Origin of the sequence: Micromonospora sp. NPDC051227 (assembly GCF_044455385.1) — a bacterium.
In the GTDB taxonomy this organism is placed as follows: Bacteria; Actinomycetota; Actinomycetes; order Mycobacteriales; family Micromonosporaceae; genus Micromonospora.
Map to the genome: position 1 here is coordinate 780,090 of NZ_JBITET010000001.1, position 18,198 is coordinate 798,287.

Consider the following 18,198-nt stretch of genomic DNA (forward strand, 5'->3'; position numbering starts at 1 on the left):
CCGATCCGGGAGACATTCCGGGGCACGCTCGGGCCTTGGCGGCCCTCCGCGCGGGCTTTCACCACCGCCTGAAGGGCGGCGCACTAGCCTGCATCTCGGTAGCGCGCGCCGACCCGCCGGGATGGCGGCCCGGGCGTCACGGGCAGGGTGTTCGCGCGCAGACGTCGACGACCTTGCCGGTGAGCAGGAAGACCGCCTTCTGTTTCTGGGCCCCGGCCTGGGCGCGGGGGAACTCGTGCGGATCGTCGCCGAACTCCGGCCCGGCCGGGGCGAGGTTGGTCGGCGGTGGCGCGTGGGCCGCGCCGCTGTTCCAGATCACGATCGCCGAGCCGGTGTACGGGTAGCGGCGGATCGCCGTGATGCCCCAGTACGGCCGCACGTCGAGTGACCAGCCGTCGGCGAGCGCGGGGGTGTGCAGGCGCGCGCCGATGGTGCGTGCCTGCACCTCCGCCGCGGCCGGCGAGACCTGTTGGTCGCCGAAGGCCACGTGCATCAGCACCTGGTGCGCCGGGGTGCGCGGTAGTGGCCGGTCGGTCATGTGCTGGGCGTACCCGTTGGCCTCGGACCGGTCCCACAACATCTGCAGCAGCGCGAGGATCAGCTGTTGGTCGACAGTGTCCGGGTAGTAGCCGTCCAGCACGGTCTGGAACGGTGCGAAGTCCACACTGCGTTGCAGCAGCGTGGAGTAGTTCATCGCCGGTACGCCGAGCACCGACCGGGTCCAGTCCTGGGCGATGGCGGTGAGGGCACCTCCGTTGATGCCGCCCTGGCTGTTGCCGTCGTAGTGCAGCCCACCGACGCGATCGATCAGCGGCCGGGCGGTGGCGTCCCGGAACGCCGGGTGGGCGGCGAACCCAGCCGGGTGGATCATCGCGCGACCCAGGAAGAGGAAGTTCAGGAAGCTCTGCTGCAACCGGTCCGCCACCGCGGGGAAGACGCTGAGGTCGGTGAAGGCGCCAGCCACATAGGGGACGTCGGCGGCGGCCATGCCGATCCAACTGGTCGCGCAGAAGGTGAAGTTGTGGGTGTTCGACATCGTCTTGACGTTGCCGGCGTTGATCTCGGTTGGTCGACCGAGCAGTCCGTGGCCGTAGAGCGAGAGGTGCGCCGGCCTCGCGGCCGACGCACTGCGCGGGATGTTGCAGACAAAGTCCGCCGCCACCGTCGCGCCGGACGGCGTGGGCAGAGCGTTCGGCGTGGGCGGCGTACCGGCGCCGCCGGCCGGGCCGTAGTGCAGTCGGGAGCCGGGCCCGCCGTCGCCGGTCAGATAGGACGGTACGCCGATGGTGCCGGTCACCTGCCGAGCGATCAGCGGATCCTGCGCCGGTGCATAATCGGTCACCTGGGTGACGGTGACCGACGGCGCGGCCCGGCCGAGGTCGGCGAACGCGTCGTCCCGGACCGCCAGCATCCGGCCGGTCAGCCCCTGCCGGCTGGCCACAGTGAAGTCCCAGGCCAGGTAGAGGCTGTGCCGACTGACGCCGGTCCGGGTCAGCTCGCTGAGGATCCGCTTCAGCTGCGGCACCCGAGGGTCCCGCTGCTTGAGGCCGGCACCGGTCACGTACGCGGTGAACGCCTTCGGCGCCGGGATCAACGCCCGGTTGCCGTCCCGCAGGCCGCGCAGCCCGACGACGTAGCGGGTGCCCTCGGTCAGCGCCACCGCCGGCCGGATGATCAGCAACTGCCGGTCGGGCTGACCGGCGGCGTGCGCGTCCAGCTCGGCCCAGTACGGCGTGCGCTCACCGGTCCGGGTGTTCAGCAGCACGATCGGCGCGTCCGGCGCCAGCGAACGACCGATGTCGGTGACCGGCGCGATCCCGGTCGCCGGCGCGTCGAGGCCGGGTACCCGCACCAGGATCGGCGAGCCGGGACTGAACCCGTCCTGCCGGTTCCACTCCGTCGGGTCGATCGGGGTCCCCTGCACGTTGGCGGGCATCGCGGCGGCGGCGAACCGTACCCGCTTGCCGGTGGGGCTGCTCCGGTCCGGCACCGTGAAGTAGTCGTTCGGGAACGGCAGCAAACAGGCGGTCGGGTCGATCGGGTCGCAGGACGGCTGCCCGATCGGCGCGGTTGGCGGTGCCGCAGGGGCCGCCGTGCCGAGCAGGACGGCGCCCGCGGTCACCAGCACGGACACGGCGAGACGGAGCCCTCTGGAGGTGGTCACCCGCATCTCCTTCGACGCTGGACGGCGGATCGATGGGTGGTGTTCTTCCTACGCTTGTGAAAGAAACTCAGCAAGCGTGGATGTGTCCGTCCGCACCCGCTCGTGGGCGGCGCTGCGACAGCAGGCTGCCCACGATCCCCGCGACGATCGGGAAGGTGGCGACCAGCAGCAGTTGGGCGCTCGCCGACAGGGGGGCGGCGAGGCCCAGGAGCCCGGCGCCGATCGCCGAGGCCGCCACCTTCAACCCGGCGCCGATGGTGAAGACCTGGGTACGGATCGCCCCGGCCAGCTGATTCCGGGTCAGGAACAGCGCGGCCGCGTACGGTCCGGTGCAGAGCCCGGACAGCGCGAACAGCGCTGCGGCCAGTGCCAGGGAGTGCACAGCGGCGGCCAGCGCGAGCGGTACGCCGACCGCAGCCATGGCCCAGACCGTCACCCGGGGCGCGCGGGACGCCGGCAGCGGCCGCCATGCCCAGAGCAGCGATCCCACGAACGCGCCACCGGCGGTCACGCTGAGGAGCAGCCCAGCTCGGGTGGGTTCGTGCGCAGCGGCAGCGAGGGTGGTGGCGACGACGGCCAGACCACCAAGGCCAAGCTGGCCGAAGCTGGTGGCGAGTGTGATCGTCCGCAGGGCCGGGATCCGCGCGGGCACCGTGGAACAGGCCGGCCGATCGTGTCTGCTCCACCGTGGCGGAGGCGACCAGGCGGAGGGATGCGACACCGAGGGCGCCGAGCCCGGCTGCCACTGTGAGCGCAAAGATGCCGGCGCTCGGACTGGCGGCCGCCGCCACCAGCCCCACCGTCGCCGGCCCGAGCATGCCGGCAACGCTGTAGGTCAACGAGTCCAGCGCGAAGGCGCGAGCCTCCCGCCCGGGGCCGGCCAGTGCGGCCAGTCGGCTGGTCAGCCCGCCGGTCAGCGCAGGCCCGCAGCACCCCGCCATCGCGAGGACGAGGCAGGTCTGCCACAACGGCGCGTGACCGAGCAGGGCGACCGAGGCCGCGAGGGCAGCGGCGAAGACGGCGATCGCGCTGGCGAGCACGGCTGCCGGCCGTCGCGACCGGTCAACCAGCGCACCGGTCAGGGGCGCAGCCACGACGTGTGGGAGGAGCAGGGTGGCGACCAGCGTTCCGCCGACGGCGGCGCTGTCGGTCCGGTCCAGGGCGAGGATCACCAGCGCGACACGTGCGCCTTCGTCGCCGGTACGCGACCGCCAGCTGTGGACGACGCCGGGCTGAGCCACGTCAAGGCGCTCCGAGGGGCGATGTTCCGCCTGGTTCAAGCCCTGATCAACGGCACCGAGGCGATCACGGCGGACCGTGAGCTGGTCAATGCGGCCGCGGCGGAGCCGCTACCCGCGCTGCGCCTTGAGGCCGACGGAGTGCACCGCGACGGCGACCTGGGCGCCGTCCTGGCTGTCCTGGCCCGCGACTGCCTGGAGTTGCACGCCAGCGACGACCGTCCGGCCCTCCGCTGGTGCGCCGACGAGCACTGCACCCGAGCGTTTGTCGACCGGTCGCGCGGCGCGCGGCGGCGCTGGTGCGGCATGCGCGGCTGTGGAGACCGCGCAAAGGCGGCCGCGTACCGCCAGCGACGGCGCACCCCGGCCCCCTGAGGACACCAGACTCACGGTCGTGGCCGACAGCCCCATCGTGCTCAGGCTGCCGGCCACCGACCCCGCCAACGATGACTCACGGAAAGGTCACGCGGTGATCACCGGCCAGGCGTAGGCGAGCAGGGCGCAGGCGGCACCCAGAAGCGCGAGCGAGACACCCCTCGTGGGCAGCGGCAGGGCAGCGAGAACGATGAGGATGACGGCGACGATGTAGAGGAATGCCTGGGCAGACATGGTGCTCTCCTCGATCAGGAAATGACTGGCGAGTGAATCTCCCCGCCGAGATGCCCACGGACGTGATCACGGAAACGTCATGCTGGCCGCGGGCCGGTCCACAGTGGCGCAGGCGGTCGTCCGGTGCGGTGACTACGTCTGGAGAAGAAGCGCCTCAGCGCCCACCGGCCGGAACCCCGCCGCCTGAAAGGCGCGCACACTTCGCGCGTTCCCAGCGGCCTGCTGGGACCAGACCGGCTGGCCGTCGGGCACCAGATGTCGGGCGGCCGTCGCCAGCGCCCGTCCCAGGCCCCGGTGGCGACGCTCGTCGTCGACCTCTATCGCCGCCTCCCAACGGCCGGCCACCCCGCGGCCCAGAACGACCACCCCACCATCAGCGGCCCAGACGCGGACGTCGTCACGGCGACGACGGGCCCTGGCCTCGCGGGGATGATCGCCGTCCGCAAGCTCGGTCAGCCGCAGTGGCGGCGGCCCGGTAAGGCAACTCGCGACGGTCAGCAGATCGATCGTGTCCATGGACCGCCGGGTGCGGTCGAGCAGCGCACCCAGAAAACGCGGATTCATCGTGGCCGCCAGAGCATCGCAGTCGAGAGTCGCCAGTGTACGACTCACCCACTCGGGGTCCTCGTCGGTGAACACCACCGAGTGTCCGGTGAAGGCGATAACTCCGGCGTCACGCCGGCTCGGCTGCGACACCACTGTCGTCCTGCCGTCGGGTGGCGGGAAGTGCCCGTGCGCCACCGCGTCCAGGATGTGGGCCAACGTGCGGTCCATGATCGTTCTCCTCGGTCCCGGACGCGGTGTCTCGGCTCGGCCGCCCAAACGGGTCGATGATATGCGGCAGGGGTGTGACCAGTTGCGGGTCACACCCCTGCCGGGTTCAGCGACGTGACGGTGCTCGTCGGATTCCGACGGGTCAGCAGCCGATCCGGCTGGACCCCACCGCGACGTCGTCGTACCAGAGGGTGTCGGCCCCGCCGCCGTAGCTCTCCCAGCCCAGCTTCAGGTCGGTGAGCTGCGGCCGCCAGGTGCGGTTGTACCACTGGCCGTCGATGTCGTGCGTCGGTGCGCCATCCGCGGTCAGCCCGGGAATGGCGGTGCCGTCCACCCAGGTACGCAGCTGGCCGGCGGCGCCGTCCACCATGAACTCCACACAGGTCCACCGGTTGGTGGGTAACGGCAGGCTCTGCGCTACCCCGGCCGGGCTCTGCTCGGGCAGGGTCGCGTCGTCGGAGGCACGGTTCCACTGCAGGGCGCCGTTCTGGCCACCCAACCGCAGGTCCTTGTTGCCGTCGGCGGCGTCGGCCATCGCCATCATCGTGGTGTGCTCGGTGGGTTGGGCGGTGGTGTGCCGGACCCAGACCCGGCCGTATCGGACATTGCCCACGCTGCTGAGGTTCTTCGTGGACCTGATGAAGACGTGGTTGCAGTACCCGGCGGCGCCGTTGATCCGAACCGACCGGCTGCCGCTGTGCGTGGTCGCGGTGTCGATGGTGGCGGTACCAGCGCCGGAACAGTCCGGGCTCACCACGGCCCAGTCACCGGACGGCGTCGAACCGGTCTGGCCCTCAAAGCCGTCGCAGAGCACCGCACCGGCACACCCGGTCGGCGGCTCGGTGGTGGGCGGCGGGGTGGTCGGCGGAGGCGTGGTGGGTGGCGGGGTGGTGGGTGGCGGCGTCGTCGGCGGAGGCGTGGTCGGCGGAGGCGTGGTCGGCGGAGGCGTGGCGCCGTTGCACGGTACGCCGTTCAAGCTGAACCCGGTCGGCGCGCCACCGCTGGAGCCGTACGCGCCCTGCAACCCGAACTCGGTGGAGCCGCCGGCCGGGATACTGCCGTTGTACGACGCGTTGCGGGCGGTCACCGTCGAGCCGGACTGGCTGACCGTGGCGTTCCAGCCGTTGGTGACCCGCTCGTCCCCGGCGTACGTCCAGGTGACGGTCCAACTGGAGACGGCCGCGTCCCCCGGGGAGACCTTGACGGTGGCGGTGAATCCGCCGGGCCACTGGTTGGGCGTGTAGTCGACCCGGCAGCCCTGGGCGGCTGCGGCCGGGCCGCTGAGCAGGGCCGCTCCGGTGGTGGTCGCGGCGGCGGCCAGCGCGGCGACGACCAGCAGGGTCGCGGCGGAGCGGGCACGGAAAATCGTCATGAGGGTCCTTCTGCCATCGAGCTGAGCGGAGGCGGCACGGCGGCGCGTCCCGGACGGACGCGGCGCGACAACGTGCCCTGGATGTGGCGCGGCGGTGCGCCACAGCGACCGGTCGTGCGTACGACCGAAAAGCCCGGCTCGGGGTGGACCTGTCAGCCGCCGACAGCCCGGTCCCCCGGACCCCGGCGGCGCCCACCCTCAATCTATTGACGAACGCCTATTGAATCAAGCGTCGGTGACGCTCCTCAGCCGCGTCGATCATGCAGTTTCAGTTGTCGACTTAGATGGGATGCCCCTTATGTCGGGACAGCAAGTGCAAGACCGCGGGCAGGGACAAGGAAAATGCATGCGGGGCACCGATGAGACGAACGCGGCCATGATGGCCAACCTCGACGAGATGATGGCCGCCACCCGCCAGTTCATCGAGGACATGATGAAGGCCGACGTCCTCGTCACGGCCGAAGGACTGGACGATCTGCGCCAGGGCGTCGTGGTCGACTTCGGCGGCGAGGCACCGGTGGTCACCGACGGTCCATACGGCGAGACCAGGGAGTTGTTCGGCGGCTATTTCCTGCTCGATGTCGCCACAAAACAGGAGGCGGTCGAATGGGCCACGCGGGTCCCCGCGGTCCGCGGGTCCAAGATCGAGGTCCGGCGGGTGGCCGAGGCCGACGAGGTCCCGCAGGGCGGCGAAAGCAACGGCCAGGTCTGATGGGTACGGCCGACGTCGAGGCCGTCTGGCGGATCGAGTCGGCGCGGATCGTGGCCGCGCTGACCCGGTTCACGGGTGATTTCGGGCTGGCCGAGGACGCCGCCCAGGAAGCGGTGGCCGAGGCGCTGGTGTCCTGGCCGCGTGCCTCTCCGGCCAATCCGGCCGGCTGGCTGATGGCCACGGCCCGGCGGCGGGCGATCGACGCGATCCGCCGCCGGGTCGCCCTCCAGGAGCGATACGCCCTGTTGGCGGCCGATCCCGCACTCGATCAGGAGATCGACCCCGACCGGATCGACGACGATGTGCTGGCGCTGATGTTCGTCAGCTGCCACCCGGTGCTCTCCCGCGAGGCGCGGGTGGCGCTGACCCTGCGGGTGGTCGGCGGCCTGTCCAGCGAGGAGATCGCCCGCGCGTTCCTGGTGCCGGTGCCGACCGTGCAGGCCCGCATCACCCGGGGCAAGAAGGCGATCGCGGCGGCCGGGGTGCCGTTCGAACTGCCGCCGGCCGGCGAGCGCCGGGAGCGGCTGGGCGGTGTGCTCAGCGTCCTCTACGTGATCTTCACGGAGGGGTCGACGGCCACGTCGGGCGACCGGCTGCTCCGCCCCGACGTGGCGTACGAGGCGATCCGGCTGGCCCGCACACTTGCCGCGCTCCAGCCGGACGAGCCGGAGGTACACGGCCTGCTCGCCCTGTGCGAGCTGACGGCCGCGCGCTTCCCGGCCCGGACCGACCCGGACGGCACCCCGATCCTCCTTGAGGACCAGGACCGCAGGCTGTGGGACCTCCCGACGATCCGCCGTGGGCTGGCCGCGCTGGCCAGGGCATCGCAGCGCGGCCTCGGACCCTACGGTCTACAGGCCGCGATCGCGGCCACGCACGCGTCGACACCCTCGGTCGAGAAGACCGACTGGGCCCGGATCGTCCGGCTCTACGAGACTCTCAGCCGGATCGCGCCCTCGCCGGTGGTCGAACTCAGCCGGGCCGTCGCCATCGCCATGGCCTCAGGTCCGACGCCGGCCCTGGCCATCGTGGACGAGCTGATCGCCTCCAACCGGCTCCCCGGGTCACACCTCGTCCCGACCGTACGCGGCGAGCTGCTCACCCGCCTCGGCCGGCTTCCGGAGGCGCGCGCCGAGTTGGAACTGGCCGCTCGGCTCTGCGCCAATCGGCGCGAACGCGCGGTGCTGGTCGGCAGGGCGGCCGCGCTGAGCTGACTGCTCCAGCTCCGCCGACCGAACCCCGAAGGCCGCTCGTTCATAGATCTCTCGGGCCCGTACGATCCGATCGTCGGTGCTCATCGTCGCCCCGCTGGCATCGCCGCTACCGTCCCCGGCCCGGCAGTTCATTCGGCAGACCGCCTGGCCGGCCCGGCCGAACACCAGACCAGGAAGCCGGATGATCATCGAGAAGCTGGAGTTCCCCGCCGGTCAGCACTGTGAGACCACGACGCTCGGTGCCCTGCTGCGCCACGAGGGCCTCGACCTGTCCGAGCCCATGCTGTTCGGCCTCGGCGAAGGGCTGGGATTCGTCTACTGGGACGCCAAGAGCATGGCCTTTCCGTTCCTCGGCGGCCGTACCAAGCCGACCACGATCACCCGGACCGTCGCCGACCGGCTGAGCCTTACGTTGCAGGTCCAGGAGACTGCCTCACCTGGTAGGGCTTGGCAGAACGTCGCCGGCTCCCTCGCCGCCGGACGCCCGGTCGGCCTGCAACTGGACTCGTACCACCTGGACTACTTCACCACGAAGGTCCACTTCGGCGGCCACTTCGTCGCCATGTACGGCTACGACGACACCCACGCCTACCTGATCGACACGGCCCAGCAGGGCGGTGCCGTGACCACCACGCTCACGAGCCTGGCGCGGGCCCGCAACGAACGCGGGCCGATGACCGCCCGCCACCTCTCCTACACCGTCGCGAGCCCGAGCGGCCCGCCGGATCTGGACGCCGCCATTCGGGCCAGCATCCGCGGCAACGCCGACGCCTTCCTCAACCCGCCCATCGCCAACCTGGGCCACCGCGGCATCGCCAAGGCGGCCCGGCAGGTGACCCGATGGCTCGACCGCTCCAGCGACCCGTCGCGTGACCTCCCGCTGGCCGCGACGCTGATGGAACACGGCGGGACCGGCGGCGGGCTGTTCCGTGCCATGTACCGCGACTTTCTCGCCGAATGCGCCACCATCGTCGACGACGCCGATCTCCGCCTCGGTCACCAGATGTACGGCGAGATCGCCCCGCTCTGGACCCAGGTCTCCCACCACATCGCGGCAGCCGGACAGACGGGTGACCAGGACCAACTCACCCTCGCCTCGGCGATCCTCAGCGAGCTCGCCGACCGGGAACGCCAGGCGATGCAGATCCTGTCCGGCATCGGCAGGTGAGGCGGCGCGGGCCGTTGTCCTGCCGATATTCGGGATAATCAGGAGGGCCCAATCGCCTGAGCTGGAGGTCCCCATGCGCGTCATCCGCATCCTGCCCAACCTTCCGGTGGCTGACGTCGGCGCCGCTAAGGGCTTCTACACGGACTTTCTCGGTCTGAGCACCGAGGCATTCAACCTGGGTTGGGTGGCCCGCTACACCTCGCCCGACCCCGACGTGGCCGTGCAGTTGGTCTCCGGCGACGCGACCGCACCCGAGGACTCGGTCATCAGCGTGCAGGTGGATGACGTGGACGGCGCCTATGCCGAGGCACAGCGGCTCGGTTACGAGATCGTGCACCCGCTGACCACCGAGCCGTGGGGTGTGCGCAGGTTCTTCGTCCGCGCTCCGGACGGCAACGTCATCAACGTGGCGGCTCACCGCGCCTGAGGTGATCTCGACAATCCCGAGGGATTGACCCTCACAGACGTCCGATGTTAACTGCACATCAACGGTGTGGATCGATGCTTATCCGGTTGCCGTCAACCCGGCACGGTGGCACCGCTCCGCGTCGTCTCGACATCGCCCTCGTTTCGGCGGACGTGGGCACACCGGGGCACTCCCCGGGGTGCGAGGCCTGCATCCGCGACGATCCAGAGGAGATCGTGTCGATGAAGTTGACGCCGCCGCTACGAATCGCGCTCGCTGCCCTGCTCGCCGGGGCTGTCGACGCCGTCGGGCCGGCCGGGCCGGCGACCGCGGCCACAAGGAGCCCCGCAATGAGTAGACGCGCCATCCGCACGCTCGCCGCCGCCGTCACCGGACTCACCCTCGCCGCCGGTGCGGCGACGGTCACCTCGGCCCCGGCCGGGGCCGCACCGTTGGGCAAGGTCCTGGTCTTCTCCAAGACCGCCGGCTTCCGGCACTCCTCCATCCCGAACGGCATCGCCGCCATCCAGCAGCTCGGCGCGGCGAACGGCTTCACCGTCACCGCCACCGAGGACGCGGCGACCTTCACCACGGCGAACCTCGCCCAGTACCAGGCGGTGGTCTTCCTCAGCACCACCGGCGACGTGCTCAACGCCGGCCAGCAGGGCGCGTTCGAGGCGTACCTGGCCGCTGGCGGCGGCTTCGTCGGAGTGCACGCCGCCGCCGACACCGAGTACGACTGGCAGTGGTACGGCGGGCTGGTCGGCGGGTACTTCGCCTCGCACCCGGCCACCCAGCAGGCGACAGTGCGGGTCGAGGACCGGGCCAACGCCTCGACCGCGCACCTGCCGTCGGCCTGGACCCGCACCGACGAGTGGTACAACTACCGGACCAACCCTCGCTCGGCGGTCAAGGTGCTGGCCAGCCTCGACGAGTCGTCGTACACGGGTGGGTCGATGGGTGGTGACCACCCGATCACCTGGTGCCACAGCTATGGCGGCGGACGCTCCTGGTACACCGGCCTCGGCCACACCGAGCAGAGCTACGCCGACCCGAACTTCACCCGCATGCTGCTGGGCGGCATCCAGGTGGCAGCCGGGGCGGTGGCGGCCGACTGCCGGCCGGAGCCCGGCTACACCCCGCTGTTCGACGGCACCCAGGCCAGCCTCGGGCAGTGGCGGCAGGCGGGGCCGGGCGGGTTCACCCTGGCCGACGGCACCCTCACATCGAACGGTGGCATGGGGTTGCTCTGGTACCCGGTGCGCACCTTCGCCAACTACTCGCTGAAGGTCGACTGGATGATGCCGGGCGACGACAACGGCGGGGTCTTCATCGGCTTCCCCGATCCGCAGGACGACCCGTGGGCCCCGGTCGCCGCCGGTCACGAGATCCAGATCGACGCCACCGACGGTGACCCGACGCGCACCACCGGGAGCGTCTACAGCTTCCAGGCACCCAATCAGGCCGCCCGCGCGGCGGCGCTGAACCCACCCGGCTCCTGGAACACCTACGAGATCGGCGTGCACGGCCAGCGGGTCGAGATCTGGCTCAACGGCGTAAAGATCAACGACTACGTCAGCAGCCGGGCCATCACCAACGGCTACATCGGGTTGCAGAACGACGGCGCCGGGATGGACATCAACTACCGCAACGTGCGGATCAGGACCGACGGTCCGAGTGAGCCACCCGCCACCGACCTGGCCCAGGGCCGGCCGGTGACGGCGTCCAGCGTCGAGCCGGGCAGCGCGCACGCGGCGGGCAACGCCGTGGACGGCAACACGACCACCCGCTGGGGCAGCGCGTACGCCGACCCGCAGTGGATCACCGTCGACCTGGGTGCCACGTACGCGATCAACCGGGTGCGGTTGGCCTGGGAGACGGCCCACGCGCGGGCGTACCAGGTCCAGGTGTCGCTGGACAACGTCACCTGGTCGCCGGTGCACACCACGACCGCCGGAGACGGCGGCGTCGACGACCTCACGGTCACCGGCACCGGCCGCTACCTGCGGGTGTACGGCACCCAACGCGCCACCCAGTGGGGCTACTCGTTGTGGGACCTCAACGTCTACGGCACCGCGGCCAGCGGCACTCTGCTCTCCCGGGGCCGGCCGGTCACCACGTCCAGCGTGGAGCCGGGCAGCACACACGCGGCGGGCAACGCCGTGGACGGCAACACCGCCACCCGCTGGGGCAGTGCGTACGCCGACCCGCAGTGGATCGCGGTGGACCTCGGCGCGTCCCGCACCCTCGACCGGGTCCGGCTGACCTGGGAGGCGGCTTACGCGCGGGCGTACCAGATCCAGGTCTCCCCGGACAACGTCACCTGGTCGCCGGTGCACACCACGACCACGGGCGACGGCGGCGTGGACGACATCGCCGTCTCGGCGACCGGTCGCTACCTGCGCGTCCAGGGCACCCAGCGGGCCCTGCCCGCGTACGGCTACTCGCTGTGGGAGCTGGAGGTGCACGGCCGCTGACCGTGGGCCGGACCACGGTCTAGCGCAGTTCCACGATCCTGTCGCGGGTGTTGGCTGGAGCTTCGGGGTGCCCGCGCTCGACGTCGCCCCGGACGTCAGCAACGGTCTTCCCGGCCAACTCCCGCCGCCAGGCCAGGTCGGCGCCGCACATGGCCTGGGCGAACGCGCAAGACTGTGCCGGCCGACGAGGTTGACCGACGCGACTTCGTCGAGAAGTTGCCCCGTCGGCGCGGACGGTCCGCACCGACGGGGCAACGATTGTCGTGGGGCGCTACCTCTTGGCGATCCTGATCGTCGCGGTGCGGTAGTTGTCGCGCTTGTCGTTCTTCGTCGGGTCGTAGTTCTTCTCGATGTTGCCGGCGCTGTCGACCGAGAACCAACGGAACGTCGTCGTCTCGGTCACGTGGAACACCTGCCCCGGCTCCCGGAACTCGGTCGCCGCGTAGCGGGGCGACTCGAGCGTGGGCCGGCTGCCGTCGGTCGTGTAGTAGATGGTGGCCGGCTCGCTCGTCTCGAAGTGCACGTCGACGGGCCCGGAGTAGCGCCCCGCACCGGGGACCAATCGGGACGTCGGGTTCTTGTTGTCTCTGCCCCAGTCCGCCGCGACCCGGAACATCTCCATGATCCCGTTGGCGTACTCCATCGTCTCGGCGTGACCACTGACAAGCTCAGGGTTTCCGTCCCACTCCGGCTGGAACGAACCGCCCTGCCAGTCGCCGGTGGCCGGGTTGTAGACGGAGCCCCCGACCTCCCAGCCGAACGCGTAGATCCCGTAGGTGTGGTACAGGTCCTCACGTACGTTGCCCGCCGAGGAGTAGAGGACGTCGGACGATCCGCCGACGTTCTCCGGCGTGACGACGGTTTCCCGGTGCGCCTTGACCTGCGACAGGATCCGGGCGGCGGACTGCCAGTAGAACGCCTCGTCACCCAGTGGCGGACGCGGCGTGGTGATCCGGCCGTCCGCGATGTAGGCGCCGGGCTGCCAGAAGAGCTGGCCACCGTTGGAGTGCACCGACATCATGAACTTGATGTTCTTGTACTTCTCGACCAGCCAGATGATGTTCTTCGACTCGGGCTCGGACAGCTCCCCCGGCCCCTGGTAGGTGCCACTGACGCAGTTGGTCGACCCTCCCGCGTAGCCGTCGTGGCCCGACCCGACCCGGTAGTTCCGGTTCAGGTCGACGCCCCAGGAGTTCCGCTGCGCCGGATCGGCGCTCGCGTCCGGGCAGTGGTTCGTCATGTTCTTACGCTGCGAGGCGAAGTTGTAGAAGCTGTAGTTCGCCCCGTCGGGGTTGTTGGACAGGATGAAGAAGACGTCGGTGTTCTCGACGATCTTCTTCGTCTCCCGGTCGGACCGGTAGTTGTGCACCAGACGTTCGGCCGACTCCAGGCTGGTCGTCGCCGGCACCCACTCGCGGGCGTGGTCCTGCGCCTGGATGAGGACACCAGGCTTCTTACCGTCACGGTGCTTGCCGATCCGCAGGACCGGGATCGTCGCGGGGCCTCGCGGCACCTCGCCCTCCGGTGCTCCGACGCGCTTCTGGTCGAGGAAGTCGGTCAGCGCGACCGGGCCGGCCGTCGGAGCGACGATGCCGGTGCCCTCGTTGGTGCGGTACGGGTGCGCCCGATCGATGAGCCCCGCGGAGCGGGTCCGCAGCGCCTCGGCCACCTCGGCGGCCGTGCTCGTCGGCGCACCCGAGGAGCCCGTGGCGAGCAGGACACGAACCGCCTTGCCGGTGACCTCCACCGCCAGCGGGAGATCCGGGTCCGGCCGGTCCACGAAGTCCACTGTGATGTCGTTGCCGCCCTGGTGACCCCACGCCGCCGAGGTGACGACGACCGCCGCCTGCCCGGTACCACCGATCTGGGCCTGCGCCTTGCGTTGGTACCCGTTCGTCTGGTTCGGCAGGTAGACGATCTCGGCGATGTCCGGGTACTGGCGGGCGATTTCCTTCGCGCGACCGTAGAGCTGCTGTGGGTGCCGGTAGCCGTCCACGAAGTCCGACTTGTAGGACGGGTTCGCCGTCAGCGGCGGCGGGGCGTCCTCCAGCCAGTTGGAGACGACACCGGTCGCGACGCCACCGGTGGAACTGGTCAGCTTGATCTTGTTGGGGCGCACGTCGAGCTTGAACAGGTTCCGGTGGAACATGTACTGCCCGGAGTCGACGAACCGGCTCATCGTCCGGGCGAAGCCGAACGGCGTGCCCTTCCCCGAGTCGTTCTCCACCTGCATCTCGACGATCGGGTCCGCCTGCTGCCCCTCGGTGGTCCGCGCCTCGACGTAGAGGAAGCCCTGACCCTTTGTGGTGAACCAGTCGGCGCGGACCACGCGTACCGTCGCGTCGTGGTTCGCCGGCTGGGCCGCCCGGGCGCTGGCCGCGCCGATGCCAATGCCACCGTCGGCCTCGTTGCTCCACGCGAAGCCCGCGTCGTCGCCGAGCAACTCGACGCCCATCGCCGTGAGTTCGGTGACCTGCTCGGCGGTCACCACCGCTTCGCCCTCGATGCCGTTCGGCACGCGCCGGAGGCCGTGTTCGAGGTCGAAGCCGGCCGCGGCCACCTTGTCCAGCATGTCGGCACCGGTCAGCCTGATGTGTACGAGGCGTACCGACTCACGATCTTCAGGCTGGGATCGGCTGGCGGCGGCTGACGGCCCCGTGGGATCCGCGCCCGCAGGGCCGGTCGTCACGAGGATGCTACCCACCAGGGTGGACAGCGCGATTAGCGCGATGCGCCGTTGTGATCGCCGCATTCCCCCTCCTTCTGCCTACGACGGGTGATTGCCGGCGGACCGGTCCGGTGAGCGTATGTGCGTTCGCGGCTTCAGCGGCTGACGTCGATCGAATTTGAGCATTCCTTGAGGCGACCGTCGCCGGCCCCGCACCGCCCGCGTCCGCACCCCGGTCAGCCTGTCCCCCGGCGGAGGGAGCGCCTCCCCGTTTGTCGGGGAGGAGAATCGATCCGCAGCCGGCGATCGTAGGTCCATGGCCGTCGTTGCGAAACCGAACCGCGTCAGAGCGTGGGCGCTGGCGTGTGCCGTGTTCGGATGTACGGTCCGGTTTGCCGGCACCCGGGCGACCCTCGGTAGCTGGGCCGTAGCCGCGCTGCTCCTGGTGGTCGCGTTCCCGCTGCACCTGGTCTTCGAGATCCCCGCGGCGCTCGCGGGGCGGCCCTAAATCAGGCGTCGGTGGCCTCGTCTACGACGAGTCCGGGACACTCGGTCATCAGATCCGGTTCGGCGTCGTGGGCTGGGTCGACCGCCACGGGACAGGCCACGGCGTGTTCCGCTTCCGGCACGCGAAGCCCGACGGGAGCGTGGCCAGCGAGGGGCAGGCCGAGGTGACGTGCATCAGCGTGGTGGGCGACACCGCACTGGTGACCGCTGTCGTCCCGGCCGGCGGCAGCCCGATGGTCAACCACGTCTTCGCTATCAAGATCATTGAGGGTGGTCCGGGTCGAGCCGACCAGATCGAGACACTCCAGGCCGGCGGCGATCCGACGAGACCCGCCAAGCGCTACTGCATCGACACCGCGCCGTACAACCTTTCCCGCTACCCGGTCCGACCCGGCGGCTACGCGTTTGGCACGTGACGTTTCGCGCCTGCGGGAGCAGAACGTCCGGTCCTATTCTTGCGTGGTGTCGTACGCCGATCTCACTTATGCGCAGTGGAACGACCTCTCCGATGGTGCTGCCCACCGGCTCGCTGAGGAGATCGCCGACCGGCACGGTCTGACCGTGCCGGTCGGCCTTCAGGACACGGTGTACGCGGGGCGGTCGCACCGGGTGGCGCTGTTCGAGCGGGACGGGATGCGGTTCGCGCTGGTGCCCGGCGGCCGACCGACGCTCGGTCACGACGCGGCCCGTTTCCAGCCCACCTCGGATCAGCTGGCCAGCTACGCCGACAGCGCTGCGGAGTACGGCCTTCCACCGATGGCCGAGTACGTCGACGCGATGACCTCGTCGGTGCGCAGCGTCGAGGTGCCAGCGATGCTGGTCGCCGTGGAAGCGTTCGACCCGTGTGAGGTTCCGCTGGCGCCGGACGACCCCCGGGTGCTCAAACTCATCGCGTCGGCAGGGGATCAGCTCGACGGGGTGAGCACGTTCCGGTCTGCCGGCGGGCTGAGCGTCGAGTTCGACCAGACCGGGCGGGTGACGAGGGCCCGAGCGAGCACTGACGTGTCCCATGACGAGGCGATGGCCCAGCTCGCGAGCGCCGGCCTACGGACGACGACCGCGGATGAGTGGGAGTGGGCGTGTGGAGCGGGGGCGACGACTCTGTTCCGCTGGGGTGATGACTGCCCCAACGACGGCTACCCGTTCGACTACAAGACCGGAATACACAGCGAGACCAACCTGTGGGGGTTGGCGATCGGGCAAGATCCGTACAAGCACGAGGCGACCACCGAGCGCGCCATCGTGTGCGGCGGCGACGGCGGCAGCACCACCTGCGGCGGCAGCGGCTTCTTCCTGGGGTGGCTCGCCCTCGCGACCGCCTACCGGGACGAGGATTTCGGGCAGTGGCTCGCCTCCGACGACGGGTACGCCGAAGAGATCCTGACCCGGCCCGTCCTGGAGCTGAGCTGAGCTGAGCAGCCTAACCGGGTCGGCGTCGCCGTGTCGGTGTGAAACGACGATCACAGGGGCGGCCAGGCGTTGGCCAGCAGTTGACGGAAGTGCGCCGGGAACCACTCTCCGAGCGGCGGGGCACCGGGCATCGCACCGGTGTCGTACGCGGATCCGCGAGGCGGCAGGTAGTTCGGGTCGCACAACGGCTCGTACGGTTGGCCGGCGTTCGGGCTGCCGCTGACGCCATCGGACTCGCCAGGCGGCTTGACCCAGACGTAGGCGTCGATGCCTGGCTCCGGCTCGGCGACCGGACGCGGCCCGAGGCCGGCACCCCTCTGGTTGCACCAGTTCCCGATCGCTGCCCGCCGGTCGATCCGGCTGCCGTCGACGTAACGGTTCAGATCGCCCGAGGGCGCCGGGCCAGTGGGTCGGCTCGGGCCGCCCCAGCCGTTGCGTGAGGTGTCGACGACCACACCCGCATTCGCGGAGAAGCCCGCCCCCGTCAAGAGACCCCGCAGGTGTCGCGCGTAGGGCACCTCGTCGATGAACGGGTTCCAGTCGACCCACTTGGACTGGTACACCGGTTGGCCATTGACGACATCGTCGGCGCGGAAGTACTCCTCGTGCAGGACGGAGTAGTTGGCGGTGTTGGCCACAAAGCCATGGACATCGGCCGCCGTGCTGCCGGCGGTGGTCGCGGCCTGCGACAGCAGCGCCGTCAGCGGACCGGAGTCCTCCGGCCAGCCGACTTCGGCGTGGTGACTGATGTCCAGGTACGAGTAGACATTGGGTACGCTGCCGAGCCGGGCCAGGGCGTACCCGATCCCGTGCTGGTAGGTGCCGCGCGCCAGCGCCTCCTCGCAGGCCAGGGTGGCCGCGTACCGGTTGCCGGTGTTGACGATGAGATCCGGCAGCGAGTTCGGCTCGACGAATACGACGATCCGCAGATCGGCGTAGTCGGGAGTAGCGAGGATCTCGACAATCGGATCGACGAACTCCGCCCGGTACCGGGCGAGGTCCCCGATTGACAGCTCACCCTGCGGGGCCTGCCGGCCGCAGTCGCGGGCCGGCAGGTTGTACAGGGTCAACTGGACGAGGTCGGCGTGCTGTGCCACGGCGGCGTCCAGGTGCTCGCGCAGGCCCATCCTCCCGTCGTCTCCCTCGATCCTGGCGATGCGGTCCAGCCACACCGCTGTCGGCTGTCCGGCGACCGCGTCGCCGCCGGGCTCCGCTGTGGCGTGATCGACCCACTCGGGATTGACGTAGACCTGGGCTCCGGCATAGGGGTTGGCCGCCCGGTGCGGCGGATCGGCGGCGTTGGCTGGACCGGCGGCGGCGAGCACCCCCAGGACGAGTACGGACACGGCGGCGGCGAGGACCGGCCGAACCCAAACGGGTACGTGTTCCCGGCGTGACATGGTCATGGTGGTAGCCCTCTCGGAACTTGAACGGCGCCGGCCTGCGGCTACCGGCCCGGCCTGGTTGCTCCGACCGCAT

16 protein-coding genes and 1 pseudogene are annotated in these 18,198 nt (G+C 70.5%); 9 read left to right on the forward strand and 8 right to left on the reverse strand.

Annotated features, from left to right (window positions below; all coding sequences use genetic code 11):
• Positions 1 to 136: 136 nt before the first annotated feature.
• The 3 genes and pseudogenes from ACIA47_RS03590 to ACIA47_RS03600 all read right to left on the reverse strand — a co-directional run.
• Positions 137 to 2,164, reverse strand: a complete 2,028-nt coding sequence (locus ACIA47_RS03590) for a hypothetical protein (protein ID WP_396705143.1) — start codon at positions 2,162 to 2,164, stop codon at positions 137 to 139.
• Positions 2,165 to 2,231: 67 nt separating this feature from the next.
• Entirely contained in the window at positions 2,232 to 2,816 is a 585-nt protein-coding gene (locus ACIA47_RS03595; RefSeq protein WP_396705145.1) for a hypothetical protein, read from the reverse strand.
• A 79-nt stretch (positions 2,817 to 2,895) separates the two neighbouring features.
• Positions 2,896 to 3,405: pseudogene (locus tag ACIA47_RS03600) on the reverse strand (MFS transporter); the annotation flags it as partial.
• Here ACIA47_RS03600 and ACIA47_RS03605 point away from each other — a divergent pair.
• Positions 3,382 to 3,777 (forward strand): CGNR zinc finger domain-containing protein, encoded by a 396-nt coding sequence (locus ACIA47_RS03605; RefSeq protein ID WP_396705352.1) that lies wholly within the window; start codon positions 3,382 to 3,384, stop codon positions 3,775 to 3,777. The pseudogene ACIA47_RS03600 and the gene ACIA47_RS03605 overlap by 24 nt on opposite strands.
• Before the next feature lie 87 nt (positions 3,778 to 3,864).
• On the opposite strand, the gene ACIA47_RS03610 is transcribed toward ACIA47_RS03605, so the two are convergent.
• From ACIA47_RS03610 to ACIA47_RS03620, 3 genes are all read right to left on the reverse strand, one after another.
• The gene (locus ACIA47_RS03610) at positions 3,865 to 4,011 is read right to left on the reverse strand and encodes a hypothetical protein (protein ID WP_167393644.1); all 147 of its coding nucleotides are present in this window, start codon (positions 4,009 to 4,011) and stop codon (positions 3,865 to 3,867) included.
• 132 nt (positions 4,012 to 4,143) lie between these two features.
• Positions 4,144 to 4,785, reverse strand: a complete 642-nt coding sequence (locus ACIA47_RS03615; protein WP_396705147.1) for a GNAT family N-acetyltransferase — start codon at positions 4,783 to 4,785, stop codon at positions 4,144 to 4,146.
• Between the two features lie 142 nt (positions 4,786 to 4,927).
• Positions 4,928 to 6,157 (reverse strand): cellulose-binding domain-containing protein, encoded by a 1,230-nt coding sequence (locus ACIA47_RS03620; protein WP_396705149.1) that lies wholly within the window; start codon positions 6,155 to 6,157, stop codon positions 4,928 to 4,930.
• A 346-nt stretch (positions 6,158 to 6,503) separates the two neighbouring features.
• Between ACIA47_RS03620 and ACIA47_RS03625 the strand changes: the two genes are divergently transcribed.
• The 5 genes from ACIA47_RS03625 (at position 6,504) to ACIA47_RS03645 (ending at position 12,134) form a co-directional block, all read left to right on the forward strand.
• On the forward strand, positions 6,504 to 6,869 hold the full coding sequence (locus ACIA47_RS03625) for a YciI family protein (protein WP_396705151.1): 366 nt from the start codon (positions 6,504 to 6,506) through the stop codon (positions 6,867 to 6,869).
• The gene (locus ACIA47_RS03630; RefSeq protein ID WP_396705152.1) at positions 6,869 to 8,083 is read left to right on the forward strand and encodes an RNA polymerase sigma factor; all 1,215 of its coding nucleotides are present in this window, start codon (positions 6,869 to 6,871) and stop codon (positions 8,081 to 8,083) included. The genes ACIA47_RS03625 and ACIA47_RS03630 overlap by 1 nt, the downstream gene beginning before the upstream one ends.
• Before the next feature lie 181 nt (positions 8,084 to 8,264).
• Positions 8,265 to 9,251: a BtrH N-terminal domain-containing protein gene (locus ACIA47_RS03635; RefSeq protein WP_396705154.1), complete on the forward strand. Its 987-nt coding sequence runs from the start codon at positions 8,265 to 8,267 to the stop codon at positions 9,249 to 9,251.
• Positions 9,252 to 9,324: 73 nt separating this feature from the next.
• Entirely contained in the window at positions 9,325 to 9,678 is a 354-nt protein-coding gene (locus tag ACIA47_RS03640) for a VOC family protein (protein WP_203119828.1), read from the forward strand.
• A gap of 329 nt (positions 9,679 to 10,007) precedes the next feature.
• A complete protein-coding gene (locus ACIA47_RS03645) occupies positions 10,008 to 12,134 on the forward strand; it encodes a ThuA domain-containing protein (protein ID WP_396705156.1) in 2,127 nt (708 codons plus the stop codon).
• 271 nt (positions 12,135 to 12,405) lie between these two features.
• Here the strand turns inward: ACIA47_RS03645 and ACIA47_RS03650 are convergent, their stop codons facing one another.
• A complete protein-coding gene (locus tag ACIA47_RS03650) occupies positions 12,406 to 14,706 on the reverse strand; it encodes a M14 family zinc carboxypeptidase (protein WP_396705158.1) in 2,301 nt (766 codons plus the stop codon).
• A gap of 412 nt (positions 14,707 to 15,118) precedes the next feature.
• Here ACIA47_RS03650 and ACIA47_RS03655 point away from each other — a divergent pair, with 412 nt between their 5' ends.
• The 3 genes from ACIA47_RS03655 to ACIA47_RS03665 all read left to right on the forward strand — a co-directional run bounded on the left by ACIA47_RS03655 (position 15,119) and on the right by ACIA47_RS03665 (position 16,719).
• Positions 15,119 to 15,310 (forward strand): hypothetical protein, encoded by a 192-nt coding sequence (locus ACIA47_RS03655; RefSeq protein ID WP_396705160.1) that lies wholly within the window; start codon positions 15,119 to 15,121, stop codon positions 15,308 to 15,310.
• Between the two features lie 103 nt (positions 15,311 to 15,413).
• Positions 15,414 to 15,725: a hypothetical protein gene (locus ACIA47_RS03660; RefSeq protein ID WP_396705162.1), complete on the forward strand. Its 312-nt coding sequence runs from the start codon at positions 15,414 to 15,416 to the stop codon at positions 15,723 to 15,725.
• Positions 15,726 to 15,771: 46 nt separating this feature from the next.
• Positions 15,772 to 16,719 carry a hypothetical protein gene (locus ACIA47_RS03665; RefSeq protein WP_396705164.1) on the forward strand — a complete coding sequence of 316 codons (948 nt, stop codon included), beginning with the start codon at positions 15,772 to 15,774 and terminating at the stop codon, positions 16,717 to 16,719.
• A 50-nt stretch (positions 16,720 to 16,769) separates the two neighbouring features.
• Here the strand turns inward: ACIA47_RS03665 and ACIA47_RS03670 are convergent, their stop codons facing one another.
• Positions 16,770 to 18,125 carry a glycoside hydrolase family 6 protein gene (locus ACIA47_RS03670; protein ID WP_396705166.1) on the reverse strand — a complete coding sequence of 452 codons (1,356 nt, stop codon included), beginning with the start codon at positions 18,123 to 18,125 and terminating at the stop codon, positions 16,770 to 16,772.
• Positions 18,126 to 18,198 lie beyond the last annotated feature (73 nt).

Bases quoted from the DNA above. Each gene is read 5' to 3' on its own strand.
- ACIA47_RS03650 (WP_396705158.1), bottom strand. From the start codon at position 14,706: ATGCTGGACAAGGTGGCCGCGGCCGGCTTCGACCTCGAACACGGCCTC.
- ACIA47_RS03655 (WP_396705160.1), top strand. From the start codon at position 15,119: ATGGCCGTCGTTGCGAAACCGAACCGCGTCAGAGCGTGGGCGCTGGCG.
- ACIA47_RS03620 (WP_396705149.1), bottom strand. From the start codon at position 6,157: ATGACGATTTTCCGTGCCCGCTCCGCCGCGACCCTGCTGGTCGTCGCC.
- ACIA47_RS03610 (WP_167393644.1), bottom strand. From the start codon at position 4,011: ATGTCTGCCCAGGCATTCCTCTACATCGTCGCCGTCATCCTCATCGTT.
- ACIA47_RS03630 (WP_396705152.1), top strand. From the start codon at position 6,869: ATGGGTACGGCCGACGTCGAGGCCGTCTGGCGGATCGAGTCGGCGCGG.
- ACIA47_RS03640 (WP_203119828.1), top strand. From the start codon at position 9,325: ATGCGCGTCATCCGCATCCTGCCCAACCTTCCGGTGGCTGACGTCGGC.
- ACIA47_RS03615 (WP_396705147.1), bottom strand. From the start codon at position 4,785: ATGGACCGCACGTTGGCCCACATCCTGGACGCGGTGGCGCACGGGCAC.
- ACIA47_RS03635 (WP_396705154.1), top strand. From the start codon at position 8,265: ATGATCATCGAGAAGCTGGAGTTCCCCGCCGGTCAGCACTGTGAGACC.
- ACIA47_RS03670 (WP_396705166.1), bottom strand. From the start codon at position 18,125: ATGACCATGTCACGCCGGGAACACGTACCCGTTTGGGTTCGGCCGGTC.
- ACIA47_RS03625 (WP_396705151.1), top strand. From the start codon at position 6,504: ATGCGGGGCACCGATGAGACGAACGCGGCCATGATGGCCAACCTCGAC.
- ACIA47_RS03645 (WP_396705156.1), top strand. From the start codon at position 10,008: ATGAGTAGACGCGCCATCCGCACGCTCGCCGCCGCCGTCACCGGACTC.